Below are 12578 nucleotides of genomic sequence, written 5' to 3'. Positions count from 1 at the left end.
AGCGCCTTTTCGAAATCGTCATCCATTGGTGATTGTCCCTGTTATTTCGTTAAAAGGCTGTCCGTTGCCGCATCAAGTGAGGTGTAGCGTTCCCAGTCCGGATCCGGTACAGGGTTTCGTCGGCGGAGGTGGACAGGCGCTGAAAGTCACGGATAACGCCGTACACGACGCGTTCAGGCTGGAAAGGCGTGCCCAGGGTAAAGCAGGTGAACTGGCGCAGCATCTGCGCGGCACCGATATCCGGTTCGGGGCAGGTGACGTCAACGGTGTAGGAAAAAGTCTCGCTGAGATGTTCCTCGCCGCGAAAGCTCAGCACGTCCAGATGGTACGGGCTGTTCCAGATATCGAGAGAATAGCGGGAAAGTGTGTTCATTCCGGTCCCTGGCTGACATGTGAAAAGCATCCTGCTTTTCGGGGTGTGAGGAAACTGTATTCACATGGTGAAATTGTGGGAATAGAGTTTACTCAGAATTGGGAATTCGGGAAGTGTTAATAATAAGAGGTACCAGACAAAAGCTAGTGAAGCCCTTCTGTTATCTGACCACAACAGAGGCTCTTTAGACCCGCCCCCCGGTTACGCCCTGCGGGTAAACGCAATCATCAGGGAAAGGGCATAGACGACGCTGCCCAGAAATACAGCGGGGGCGAGACTGTCAAACAGATGTCCGGGTTGGGCATCTGAGTACAATACCAGCGCAACGACGGAAATCCCCATCATGGCGCCGGGTATGTGGATCCAGCGGGTCAGGCGTTCTTTTTGCTTTTTGTAGGCAGCAAATTCCTGATTTGTTCTTTCCAGCGCATTACTGAGCCGTTCGCAGTCTTCTTCGTTATCACACAAGCGTTCGGCCAGGCGGCTGTTTTCATCTTCCAGCTCGGCCATCTGCTTCTTCAGTTTTGCCTTTTCGGTCTTCGCGTTCTGCCCTTCATACTCTTCGAGTTTCAGGCTGGCACGAAGCTGCGTGATTTTACGGTTCGCCTCAGCCGTCAGTTCTTTCTGCTGTCCGAGCAGGGCGTAATTCCCGTCAGCACGGCGGTTGGCGGCATGGCGTTTATCTTCTTCCTCACGCACCCGGCGTTCCGACTCGGTTTCCAGCCGGGTTAAACGCTGTTGCAGCGCATCACGCGCCGCCGCCATCGCGGTCATCTGACTGCCGGTATACGCAATCAGGCTGTTGGCGGCATCGAGTTCTGCGGAGTTTGAATGGCCGTCTGCACGCTGGCGCGAACGCAACAATGCCAGTTCATCGGCGTGCTGCTTTTTCTGTATGTCAGATTGTCGAAGCAGTTCGCTGATGCGGGTGTTAAGACGCAACAACTCCCCTTTCATCCGCTCAGCGTCTTCTGTATTGCCTTTGCCTGTTTGGTTACGCGCAACGGCCAGTTCATTCTTCAGGCTGCACACCTGTTTTTCCAGTGAGGCGAGCTTTTCGAGCGTGACGGCGGTGTCTTTATAAACAGTTTTTACTTTTGCCTTATCTGTCTCGGCGCGGCTGAAACTGATGCCTCTGAGCGCGCTTTCCACTTCGCGGGCGATGGTTGTTTTATCCATGGCTTTCATCCGGTTGCACGCACTGGCCAGGAAAGTGGCTGCTTCGTTGCTGTTACCGGTTCCAAATGCTTGTTTGATAAGGCTCTGTATCACGCTCATGGTTGCCGCACTCACTTGCCGTAAAAAGTCAGGGCACGCCCGTTGTGCACCCGTTTACTGATTGTATCAGATAGGATTTATTTTATTTACAGGAGTTATTTTAAGCGGGATGAGTACAGCAGGATCCGTGGGTTTTCGGACTTAAAGCGCGATCACCCGCAGGCTTTGGACGCCTTTGGCACCCAGCATCAGCGCACTTTCGCTGTCAGCGATCGCCGCCGGGCCGGTGACCATAATCGCGTAACGGGCATTAAAAGGCTGCGGCTGACGGTGGGCGAGATGCAGATGTTCGATGATGTGGTTAACGTCGAGCAGCACGACCAGGTTTTTAGCCATCGCGCTGAGGGTGTTCACACAAAGTTGCGGATCACTGAGAAAGACTGCGCCGGTTTCTGCGACACCAAAACAGGCACGGACCACGCCGACATCAACATCTTTCAGCGATGCCGCCTGAGTACGGGCGTCGAGACTCCTCTCTGCGATAATCTCCGGCGTGGCGGAGCAAAACAGCGAGTCTGCCGGATATAACCCGCGCAGATAGGCATTCAGCGTGGTGTAGCCATTTTGCGGTGCCCGCAGGAACCGGTCATCCCAGATACCGCCCATCAGGGTCAGCGCACGGCCAAATTCTTGCTGCGGATGGGATTTTTCAGCCGGTGGCGGGAACAGCGTTTGCATGAATTTATGCTGACGAATGCCGGTCAGGAAATCGTTGCGGCTCATGGGGTTTCCTTGTCAGGTGAAAGTCAGCAAAACCGGAGTCAGGTTCCCCTGCTCCGGCCACAGTGTGTTAATTAATGGAACTGCAGGTACGCAACATGCGTTTGCAGATATTCCTGCAAGCCATGTTTACCGTCGGCACCACCGACGCCCGACTTACGCCAGCCCGCATGGAAGCCCTGCATGGCTTCGAAGTTTTCACGGTTGATGTAGGTCTCGCCGAATTTCAGTTGTTTCAGCGCTTTCATCGCCGTATTTATATTGCTGGTGTAAATCGATGACGTCAGGCCATATTCGCTGTCGTTTGCCATGGCAATCGCCTCATCCAGCGTTTTGAACGTGGCGACCGGCAGCACCGGACCAAACACTTCTTCATGCATGATCGGCATGTCCTGCTTCACATCCACCAGCACCGTCGGCTGATAGAAGAAACCTTTGTCGCCATGACGTTTGCCGCCCAGCAGCACTTTTGCGCCCTGTGACACGGCTTTCGCCACTTTATCTTCCACACGCTGCAATGCCGCCGCGCTGATCAACGGTCCCATATCCAGCTCTTTTTGCTCGGCGGTATTGCCGAACGTCACTTTTTTCATCGCTTCGCTGATGCGCGAAATGAATTCGTCGTATACGCCTTCCTGCACGTAAACACGCTCCGCGCAGTTACACACCTGCCCGGTATTGATGACGCGCGAGCTCACGATGGCTTTCACCGCCAGATCCAAATCGGCGTCATTCATCACGATGGCTGGTGCTTTACCGCCCAGTTCCAGTGAGACTTTAGTGACGTTCTGTGCCGCCGCAGTCATGGTGGCGATACCTGCAGCCACGCTCCCGGTCAGACTGACCATGCCGACTTTAGGATTCGCCGCCAGTTCCTGCCCGACGGTCGGGCCGTAGCCGGTGACAATATTCAGCACACCTTTTGGCAGGCCGATTTTGTGAATAATTTCCGCGAAAATCACCGCATTGTTTGGCGTGATTTCACTCGGTTTGATGACGATGGTATTGCCGGTGATCAGCGCCGGGGCGGCTTTACGGGCGATCAGGAAGAACGGGAAGTTCCACGGCAGAATACCGGTGGTCACGCCGATGGCTTTGCGGAACACAAAGATGTTTTCATTTGGCCGGTCACTCTGAATGATTTCGCCTTCGTAACGGCGTGCCCATTCCGCCATGTAATCAAGGTAGTCGGCGGTGAACAGTACTTCGGTTTGCGCCAGGCCGTAGGTTTTGCCGCCTTCCGCGATAATGGTTTCCGTCAGTTCAGCCTCGCGCTCACGAATACCGTCGGCGATTTTATGCAGCCACACGCCGCGCTCTACCGCAGGTAACGCTTCCCAGCCCGGCTGCGCCGCTTCTGCTGCATCAATGGCTTTTCTGGCGTCTTCTGCTGAGCCTTCAGGGATCTGCGAAATCACCTGTTCTGTCGCCGGGTTCACAACGTCGATCCACTTACCGCCGGTGTTTTCAACGAACTCGCCGTTGATGTACATACGTTTCTGAACTGTGCTCATGTAAGGGTCTCCAAAATACGGATAGAGTTGATGAACGAGTTGTTAATAAAAAAGTTCTTTTTTGTGAAGTTTTAACAGCCTGTTCTATCCGTCTGGTTTTTACCTTTCCGTGATTGCCACTTAATTTTAAGAAATGGCAAAAATGTCATGGTCGGACGGCCCGACATAACAATTTTGCAAAATACAGGGTTCCGCTTACTGATACTGACGAACACTTCTGGGTGCATAGCCAAATTCACGTTTAAACAATGTGGAGAAGTAATTGCTGTCGCAGAAACCACAGTTGTGGGCAATCTCGGTGATCGGGCTGTCGCTGAAACGCAGCATGTTGCGCGCATTGAGCAGACGCAGGCGATTGAGGTAATTGAGCGGTGTGCAGCCGGTTTGTTGTTTCATCTGACGATGCAAGGTACGCAGCGACATTGAGAACTGCGCGGCCAGTGCCGGCCAGTCGATTTCCTCATCATAATGCTCATTCATCCAGTCCAGCACATTGTTCAGGTCACCGCCCTGCCCGCGATATCCGACATCACGGCTGCCTTTGCGCAGCAATAATAAGAGCTGCATAAAATATAATTCCTGCTGAGCCTGAGATTCCGGCGATTGCGTGGCGGGTTGTCGCGCCAGCAAATTAATCAGCGTTTTGGCCTGCACAATCTGAGTCGGGCTGATGCGCCAGTGCGCCGGATACACCCCGTCCACTTCCTGCGGCAATAAATCACCGACGCCATTAAGGAAACGAAACGCGTTCGGGCTGCGATACAGCACGTTGGTCAGATGCAGGTTTTCGGTATCTTCATAAAGATGATGGTCGCTGTGACGCACAAAACAGACGCTCCCCGCGCTGAGGATCAGCGGCTGGTCATTAAAAACGTGCGTGCCGGTACCTTGCTCGACCAGGACAATTTCATTGAAATCCTGATGATGATGTTCAGGAAAAGTTTCCTGCGGATAACGGGGTTCAATGGCGACCGGGAAATCTCCTGAGGGGAAATACTCACTACTGCGTAACACGGTCATTTCCGACTCCTTATTAACACTATCGTAATATCTTAGTCGTCGCCGGGGCAGCCATCGGGCTGAAACTGTGATCCGCCAGCCGCTTTTGAACAAAACATTTCCCGCCTGATGAAATCCGGTGCAATCCGGCGTACTGCGTAGCTTTATGCCTTATTTCAGTGCGGTCTTCTGAAACCGGTAATGTGTGTTTTTCTGACCGTTTAGCCTGCCTGAAATAAGATTGTTATCAAATTGTGAGGTTGTTCGCTCAAACCTTTGCGTCTTTGCCATAGTTCGCACTGAACTGGCACTCGCGAAAAGGTGAGGCTGTCAGCAACCTCCTAGAGTCGTGATCATGCGCCTGGCGCGTCGGCAACTTTTTGGTCGTTAAACTTTATGCGGACTTATGCGGAGTACAAAAAATGAAATTAAAACACGTACTGAGCCTTACCCTGATGGCGAGCAGCATCCTGCTGGCAGGCGCGGCATCGGCAGAAGTGAAGATCGCCCTGGTAGCAAAATCGTTGGGTAATGGTTTTTTTGAAGCAGCAAACGTTGGCGCACAGCAGGCAGCTAAAGAACTGGGCGATGTGAAAGTGATTTATACCGGCCCGACCACCACTACCGCCGAGGCGCAAATAGAAGTGCTCAATGGCCTGATCGCCCAGGGCGTCGATGCCATTGCTGTCTCCGCCAATGACCCGGATGCGCTGGTGCCGGTGCTGAAAAAAGCCATGCAACGCGGCATTAAAGTCGTGTCGTGGGATTCCGGTGTCGCCAAAGAGGGCCGCCAGATCCACCTTAATCCGTCTAACAACGCGCTGATTGGCGAAACCAACGTCAAACTGGCCGCCGATGCGCTGAAAGCCCTGAACGTAGAAAAAGGCGATGTAGCCATCCTGAGCGCCACGCCAACCTCCACCAACCAGAATCTGTGGATTGCGGAAATGAAAAAAGTGCTGCCGAAATACCCTTCGGTGAATCTGGTGACGGTCGCTTATGGCGATGATCTGTCAGATAAAAGCTACCGCGAAACCATTGGCCTGCTGAAATCCTATCCGGACCTGAAAGTGATTATTTCCCCTTCTTCCGTGGGTATCGTGGCGGCCGCACAGGCAGTGAAAGATCAGGGCAAAATCGGCAAGGTGTATGTAACGGGACTGGGGCTGCCGTCTGAAATGGCGGGCGCAATAAAATCGGGCGCAACCAAAAGTTTTGCTATCTGGAACCCGATTGATCTGGGTTACGCCGCCACTTATCTGGCTGATGATTTGGTGAAAGGCACCGCCACTAAAACCGAAGCCAGCATGGGCCGTTTAGGCAAAGTGAAACTCGATGCAGACGGCAGCGGCGCAATGGCTGAACCGTTTGTCTACGACGCCAGCAACATCGATAAATTCTCTAAAATCTTCTGATCCTGAATGCGGCTGACCGGGTTACCGTTCAGCCGTTTTGTTGTACTTAGCCAGACAGGGGAAACTCCATGAGTGATTCAGCGACACCGTTGTTGTCATTGAAGGGCATCAGCAAAGTCTTTCCGGGTGTCAGGGCGTTAAATAACGTTCATGTGGATTTGTATCCGGGAAAAGTAACCGCCCTGATTGGCGAAAACGGCGCGGGGAAATCGACGCTGGTGAAAGTCATGACCGGCATTTATCAGCCGGAAGAAGGCGAGTTGCACTATAAAGCCATTCCGATAAAACTGCCGAATCCGGAATCCGCACACAAAATCGGCATCACCGCCATTCATCAGGAAACCGTGCTGTTTGACGAGCTTTCCGTGACCGAGAATATCTTCGTCGGTCACTATCTTTACCGCGGCATTTTTAAACGTCTGAACTGGCCGGCGATGCATCAGCAGGCACGCGATATTCTGACGCGTCTGGAAGTAAACATTGATCCGCATGCCATTCTGAAAGAGTTAAGCATCGCGCAGCGCCATATGGTGGCCATCGCCCGTGCGCTGTCGTTTGATGCGCAGGTGGTCATTCTCGACGAACCCACCGCCGCCCTGTCTCAGCATGAAATCGTTGAGTTTTATCAGATTGTCGAACGCCTGAAACAGGAGGGTAAAGCGATTCTGTTTATCTCGCACAAATTCGACGAGATCTTCTCCATTTCCGATTACTACACCGTTTTGCGCGACGGCAGCTATGTCGGCTCCGGCAAAATCAGCGACATCAGCGAACAGCAGATGGTGACCATGATGGTAGGACGTGAAGTCAGTCAGGCTTACCCGAAAGTGAACTGCAAACCGGGCGACACGGTACTGGAAGTGCAAAACCTCAGCCATCCGACCGAATTCGCAGGCATTAACTTCTCACTGCGCAAAGGCGAAATCCTCGGTTTTTACGGGCTGGTCGGTGCGGGAAGAACCGAACTGATGCAGGCGTTATTTGGCGTCACGCAACCGAACGGCGGCAAAATTCTGATCAACGGCAAAGAACACCATTTTTCCCGCCCTTCTCAGGCCATCCGCGCGGGGATTGTGTATGTGCCGGAAGAGCGCCAGAAACAAGGCGCGATTATTGATTTGCCCATCAGCCAGAACATCAGCCTGCCGCAGCTCAGCCAGCTTAATCCGCGCGGCGTGCTCAACGACAAAAAAGAGTGGGCGCTGGCCGATGATTACGCCAGACGGTTGCAGGTGAAAGCGTCAAGCTGGAAACAGGCCGTCGGCACGCTGTCGGGCGGAAATCAGCAGAAAGTGGTGATCGCCAAATGGCTGGCGACCAAACCGGACATCATCATTCTCGATGAACCGACCAAAGGCATTGATATCGGCTCGAAAGCGGCAGTGCATCAGTTTATGTCTGAACTGGTCGGGCGCGGGCTGGCAGTGATTATGGTGTCTTCCGAATTACCGGAAGTCATGGGCATGGCCGATCGCATCATTGTGATGCATGAAGGACTGATGGTCGCCGAATTCAACGCCGGTGAAGCCAGCGCAGAAATGATTGTCAGTGCCGCCAGCGGCGCGGGCGAGGAGGCAGCATGATCAGAAACCTGCTGAAATACCGCGAGCTGCTGCTGGCGGTGGTGATAGTGCTGATGGTGCTGGGCGTCGGCGTGCGCTCGCCGGAGTTTATCGGTGCCGGAAACCTGCTGGAGATGTTTAACGATACCTCGATTCTGATCATCCTGGCGCTCGGGCAGATGATGGTTTTGCTGACCAAAGGTATCGATTTGTCGATGGCCGCCAATCTGGCGCTGACCGGCATGATCGTCGCGCTGATTAACTTCCATCATCCGGATATTCCGGTGTGGTCACTGGTATTACTGGCCACTGTACTCGGGCTGGTGATGGGCGCGATTAATGGTCTCCTGGTATGGAAAGTCGGTATTCCGCCGATTGTGGTGACGCTCGGCACCATGAGCATTTATCGCGGCATTATCTTCCTGCTCTCAAACGGCGGCTGGATCAATGCCCATCAGATGAGCCCGGAATTCCTCAGTCTGCCACGCGCCACCTTTATTGGTCTGCCGCTGCTTGGCTGGTGTGCGATTGCCGCGCTGATTCTGGTGGCGTATTTCCTGCGTTACAGCCGGACCGGACGCGCACTTTACACGGCTGGCGGCAACGCCACGGCGGCGTATTACACCGGCATCAACGCAGGCAAAATGCAGTTCGTCAGCTTCTGCCTTTCCGGCGCGCTGGCGGGTTTCTGCGGCTATCTGTGGATCTCACGCTTCGCCGTGGCTTACGTGGACGTCGCCAACGGCTTTGAATTACAAATTGTTGCAGCCTGCGTCATTGGCGGGATCAGCACCATGGGCGGCATCGGCTCGGTGGTCGGTTGCCTGCTGGGCGCGCTGTTCCTCGGCGTCATCAACAATGCCCTGCCGGTGATTGAAGTGTCGCCGTTCTGGCAGATGGCGATTTCTGGCGGCGTGATTGTGATTGCCGTCATCCTCAACGAACGCGCCAACAAACGTAAAGGACGGCTGATTCTGCGCCACTCTCCCGCCGTCCAGCCTGTGCGAACTGAAACCGGGGTAAGATCATGAACAAGACCTTAACGTCGCGCAACACGCCGCATTCCGCTGCCGGAGAAAACACCACCATGGCTGTCACGCCGTTTTTCCGCCGCCTGATGTGCTGGGAAGGATTTTTACTGCTGGTGACGCTGCTGGTATTTGTGGTGAATGCGTTCGCCTCGCCGTATTTCCTCAATATATGGAACCTGTCGGACGCGACGTTTAACTTCACCGAAAAAGCCATCATTGTGCTGCCGATGGCGATGCTGATTATCGCCCGGGAAATCGATTTGTCGGTCGCTTCAACCATGGCGCTGAGTTCCACCATTATGGGATTCTGCGCGCAGGCCGGTTTGCCAACACCGGCGCTGGTGGGTGTCGGATTGAGCGTCGGCCTGTTGTGCGGGCTGATTAACGGCCTGCTGGTCACCCGGCTGAATTTGTCGTCTATCGTGATTACCATCGGCACCATGAGCTTGTTCCGTGGCATCACCTACGTGCTGCTCGGCGATCAGTCGCTGAATAAATATCCCGCCAGTTTCGCGTGGTTTGGTCAGGGCTATGTCTGGGGGCCCTTGTCGTTTGAATTTGCGCTGTTCCTGGTGCTGGGCGCGGTGTTTTATTTCCTGCTGCACAAAACTAACTTTGGACGCCGCACCTATGCCATCGGCAACAATCCGGTCGCTGCGTGGTACTCCGGGATTAACGTGAAACGCCATAATCTGACGCTGTTCGTGCTGGTCGGCGTGATGTCCGGACTGGCGGCCGTTTTGCTGACCTCGCGCCTCGGCAGTACGCGGCCAACACTGGCTCTCGGCTGGGAACTGAGCGTGATTACCATGGCCGTGCTCGGCGGTGTCAGCGTGCTCGGTGGTTCCGGCAGCATGACCGGCGTAATTATTGCCGCGTTTCTGATGGGGCTGCTGACTTTCGGCCTCAGTCTGCTGAATGTGCCGGGCATCGTGATGTCGGTGATTGTCGGTGCGATGTTGATCGTGGTGATTTCACTGCCGGTGCTGTACCGCAAGGTTCTGGCGCGGGGGAAATAGCGGTGTAACTCCCCCGTCTTCGGGCGGGGGGTGTCGAATGAGTCATTGACGTTCAGTGTGAGGATTGCGTTTCAATGCCTTCACGTAATGCTTCCGCCAGTTTATCGAGCATAAAACTGATAAATGCCGTGCAGTCACTGGCACGATCGCATTCGCCAAGAATGCGGTAGTAATCCTGCTGCTGATTATGGATCAGCGTTTCTACCGGCAGCCAGGCGAACTCTGAACGCCACTGGCTGAGGATCAGCGTCTGCCATAAGCGCCCCATCCTGCCGTTACCGTCGGCAAACGGGTGAATAAATTCAAACTCATAATGGAAAATCGAACTGGCGATGAGCGGGTGGATATCCGTTTCCTTCAGCCAGTTCAGCAAATCTGATATCAGACGCGGGAGTTGCCCGGCCGGTGGTGCCATATGAATCAGCCGATTGTCACGATACACACCCACATTGCCGCTGCGCAGGTGGCCGGGCGCATCCACCAGTCCGAGCATCAGCGTCTGGTGAGCTTTCAGAACATCCTCAAGACGATGACTTTTCAATGCCGGTAACTGTTCGTACGTCAGAATGGCGTTACGCACTTCCTGAATATCTTTTTGCGGCGCCAGCACGCGTTTGCCTTCCATAATGGCGGTCACCTGCGGTGTCGACAGGCTGTTGTGTTCGATAGCGAGTGAAGCCTGAATCGTGCGGATACGGTTTTCTTTTCGCAGCAGCACAGATGACTGTTCAGCATGCGCAGCCCAACGCCCCAGCAATTCCCCGACGTCCACAACCCGGTTGAGGATCTGCGGTGTGATACTGTACGGAGGCTGATAACCTGCCATTCAGTGCTCCTTGTTGAAATAGTGATGGGGCATAGTATCACGCGGCAAAATCTTCAAAAATCCCTCATTCATCATGGCTCTTGATCCCTGCCGCCCTCCTCCCGTAGTTTAAACAAACACAGGGTTTCTGAATGTCTTGATAAAAAAGGATAACGCATGAGAATTTTAGTGGTGGGAGCTGGCGCGACCGGCGGATATTTTGGTGCGCGGCTGGCGCAGGCCGGGCAGGATGTGACGTTTCTTTTACGTGAAAAACGCGCGCTTGTGGTTGAGCAAAACGGGCTGACGATTCACAGTCCGCACGGTGATTTCCATTTCCAGCCCAATGTCTTACAGGCATCGCAGCTGACCGGGCCTTATGATCTGATTTTACTGACTGTAAAAAGTTTCGGGCTGGAAGCGGCAATGAAAGATATCGCGCCGGTTGTCGGTGAAAACACCATGGTGATGCCGGTACTTAACGGGATGAAACATATGGAGACGCTGAGTCTGCGTTTCGGTGAACACGCCCTGATCGGCGGCTTATGTAAAATCAACGCGACGCTGGATACTGACGGACATATTCACCAGATGACGCCATTGCATCAGATTATTTACGGTGAACTCTCCGGCGAAAAAACTGAACGCATCCTGAAAGTCGATCAGGCATTCCAGAGTGCGGATATCGAGGCGGTGCTTTCTGAAACCATTATCAGTGATTTGTGGGAGAAATGGCTGCTGCTTTCAAGCTTCGGCGCCATCACCTGCACCATGCGCGGCAATATCGGCCAAGTGGCGTCTGCGCCAGGCGGCACAGAGTTCGCACAGGCCATTGTCACCGAGGCGCTGACCACCATGAAAGCCTTTGGCTACGCGGAACGCGCCGCTGCCGTGGCAAAAGTCAGGGAATCGGTAACCGATAAAAGCTCGCCGCAAACCTCCTCCATGTACCGCGATATGATGCAGGGTTACCCCATCGAAGCAGAGCAGATTATTGGTGATCTGGTAGAACGTGCTACGCGTGTGGGGATTACTATTCCGCTGTTACAGGCGGCGTATACGCATTTGTGTGTTTATCAGAAGAACGGCGTAAAACAGTAAAGTTTTTGCGCCTGTTTATGCAAATTAAAATGCTGAACGGGCGCATTCAACATTCATCCCAATGATAACCCGCCATGAATAATAAACATCTGAAAATCAGTCTATTACAACAGTCGCTAATTGTGCCTGGCTGAACAAAGGAATAATTTGAAGCCTCACTTTTAAAAAGGAATTTTCGGAAATGGCAATCCCGGCATATTTATGGCTTAAAGACGACGGCGGTGCACTGATTAAAGGCGGTGTGGATGTCAAACATCGGGAATACAGTATCGAGGTTCGAGGTTTTCACCACAACTTAATGATTCCCACTGATAACGCTACGGGCAAAATGACGGGTACACGTATGCACTCACCATTGCTTGTGGTTAAAGAGTTCGATTCGTCCAGCCCATACATCTACAAGGCAGTGGCAACGGGTCAATGCCTTGCTTCAGCTGAAATCAAATGGTATCGGATAAATGATGCTGGTCAGGAAGTGGAGTATTTCAACATGCTGTTGGAAAAGGTGCGTATCGTTTCGATTACACCAGCAATGGCCGCAGCCAGCAATCCGAATGAAAATCATATGGAAACTGTTGAGTTGCGTTACGAGAAAATCACCTGGAAGCATAATGATGGGAACATTATCTTTGCTGACTCGTGGAATGATCGCCAAACCGCATGATTAAAAAAGGGGCTAAAGCCTAATGCCGATCGTTTAAGGATCAGTTGACCGATCCGGTGGCTCGTGTAAAAAGGGTTCATGCTCATCATGGACCCTT

The 12578-nt window shown here is 53.3% G+C and carries 10 protein-coding genes and 2 pseudogenes; 6 read left to right on the top strand and 6 right to left on the bottom strand.

Annotated elements, in window-relative coordinates; all coding sequences use genetic code 11:
* Positions 1 to 100: 100 nt before the first annotated feature.
* The 5 genes and pseudogenes from HGO41_RS25270 to rhaS (HGO41_RS25250) all read right to left on the bottom strand — a co-directional run.
* Positions 101 to 373, bottom strand: a pseudogene (locus HGO41_RS25270) (contractile injection system protein, VgrG/Pvc8 family); the annotation flags it as partial.
* A gap of 201 nt (positions 374 to 574) precedes the next feature.
* Positions 575 to 1651: a coiled-coil domain-containing protein gene (locus HGO41_RS25265; RefSeq protein WP_013578033.1), complete on the bottom strand. Its 1077-nt coding sequence runs from the start codon at positions 1649 to 1651 to the stop codon at positions 575 to 577.
* Between the two features lie 141 nt (positions 1652 to 1792).
* Positions 1793 to 2374 carry a LutC/YkgG family protein gene (locus tag HGO41_RS25260; RefSeq protein ID WP_013578032.1) on the bottom strand — a complete coding sequence of 194 codons (582 nt, stop codon included), beginning with the start codon at positions 2372 to 2374 and terminating at the stop codon, positions 1793 to 1795.
* 71 nt (positions 2375 to 2445) lie between these two features.
* Positions 2446 to 3885: an aldehyde dehydrogenase gene (gene aldA, locus HGO41_RS25255; RefSeq protein ID WP_037032738.1), complete on the bottom strand. Its 1440-nt coding sequence runs from the start codon at positions 3883 to 3885 to the stop codon at positions 2446 to 2448.
* A 195-nt stretch (positions 3886 to 4080) separates the two neighbouring features.
* The gene (gene rhaS / locus HGO41_RS25250; protein WP_013578030.1) at positions 4081 to 4905 is read right to left on the bottom strand and encodes an HTH-type transcriptional activator RhaS; all 825 of its coding nucleotides are present in this window, start codon (positions 4903 to 4905) and stop codon (positions 4081 to 4083) included.
* Between the two features lie 401 nt (positions 4906 to 5306).
* Here rhaS (HGO41_RS25250) and rhaS (HGO41_RS25245) point away from each other — a divergent pair, with 401 nt between their 5' ends.
* The 4 genes from rhaS (HGO41_RS25245) (at position 5307) to HGO41_RS25230 (ending at position 9911) form a co-directional block, all read left to right on the top strand.
* Positions 5307 to 6299, top strand: a complete 993-nt coding sequence (gene rhaS / locus HGO41_RS25245; protein WP_112197654.1) for a rhamnose ABC transporter substrate-binding protein — start codon at positions 5307 to 5309, stop codon at positions 6297 to 6299.
* Between the two features lie 68 nt (positions 6300 to 6367).
* Positions 6368 to 7882, top strand: a complete 1515-nt coding sequence (locus HGO41_RS25240; protein WP_134705309.1) for a sugar ABC transporter ATP-binding protein — start codon at positions 6368 to 6370, stop codon at positions 7880 to 7882.
* A complete protein-coding gene (locus tag HGO41_RS25235) occupies positions 7879 to 8892 on the top strand; it encodes an ABC transporter permease (protein ID WP_013578027.1) in 1014 nt (337 codons plus the stop codon). Before HGO41_RS25240 ends, HGO41_RS25235 begins: the two co-directional genes overlap by 4 nt.
* Positions 8893 to 8948: 56 nt before the next feature.
* On the top strand, positions 8949 to 9911 hold the full coding sequence (locus HGO41_RS25230) for an ABC transporter permease (protein ID WP_099049221.1): 963 nt from the start codon (positions 8949 to 8951) through the stop codon (positions 9909 to 9911).
* A 55-nt stretch (positions 9912 to 9966) separates the two neighbouring features.
* On the opposite strand, the pseudogene HGO41_RS25225 reads toward HGO41_RS25230, so the two are convergent.
* Positions 9967 to 10737 (bottom strand): annotated as a pseudogene (locus HGO41_RS25225) (Fic family protein); the annotation flags it as partial.
* A gap of 156 nt (positions 10738 to 10893) precedes the next feature.
* Between HGO41_RS25225 and HGO41_RS25220 the strand changes: the two are divergent.
* Positions 10894 to 11817, top strand: a complete 924-nt coding sequence (locus tag HGO41_RS25220) for a ketopantoate reductase family protein (RefSeq protein WP_250981619.1) — start codon at positions 10894 to 10896, stop codon at positions 11815 to 11817.
* A gap of 181 nt (positions 11818 to 11998) precedes the next feature.
* Entirely contained in the window at positions 11999 to 12481 is a 483-nt protein-coding gene (locus HGO41_RS25215) for an Hcp family type VI secretion system effector (protein ID WP_168444328.1), read from the top strand.
* The last annotated feature ends 97 nt before the right edge of the window (positions 12482 to 12578 follow it).

This window comes from Rahnella sp. CG8 (assembly GCF_023701875.1).
GTDB classification, from domain to species: Bacteria; Pseudomonadota; Gammaproteobacteria; order Enterobacterales; family Enterobacteriaceae; genus Rahnella; species Rahnella aceris.
This window is presented reverse-complemented; position numbering and strand designations above follow the sequence as displayed.

Excerpts from the sequence above, each read along its gene's own strand:
- aldA (WP_037032738.1), bottom strand. The coding sequence starts at position 3,885 with ATGAGCACAGTTCAGAAACGTATGTACATCAACGGCGAGTTCGTTGAA.
- HGO41_RS25230 (WP_099049221.1), top strand. The coding sequence starts at position 8,949 with ATGGCTGTCACGCCGTTTTTCCGCCGCCTGATGTGCTGGGAAGGATTT.
- HGO41_RS25265 (WP_013578033.1), bottom strand. The coding sequence starts at position 1,651 with ATGAGCGTGATACAGAGCCTTATCAAACAAGCATTTGGAACCGGTAAC.
- rhaS (WP_112197654.1), top strand. The coding sequence starts at position 5,307 with ATGAAATTAAAACACGTACTGAGCCTTACCCTGATGGCGAGCAGCATC.
- HGO41_RS25220 (WP_250981619.1), top strand. The coding sequence starts at position 10,894 with ATGAGAATTTTAGTGGTGGGAGCTGGCGCGACCGGCGGATATTTTGGT.
- HGO41_RS25235 (WP_013578027.1), top strand. The coding sequence starts at position 7,879 with ATGATCAGAAACCTGCTGAAATACCGCGAGCTGCTGCTGGCGGTGGTG.
- HGO41_RS25215 (WP_168444328.1), top strand. The coding sequence starts at position 11,999 with ATGGCAATCCCGGCATATTTATGGCTTAAAGACGACGGCGGTGCACTG.
- HGO41_RS25260 (WP_013578032.1), bottom strand. The coding sequence starts at position 2,374 with ATGAGCCGCAACGATTTCCTGACCGGCATTCGTCAGCATAAATTCATG.
- rhaS (WP_013578030.1), bottom strand. The coding sequence starts at position 4,905 with ATGACCGTGTTACGCAGTAGTGAGTATTTCCCCTCAGGAGATTTCCCG.
- HGO41_RS25240 (WP_134705309.1), top strand. The coding sequence starts at position 6,368 with ATGAGTGATTCAGCGACACCGTTGTTGTCATTGAAGGGCATCAGCAAA.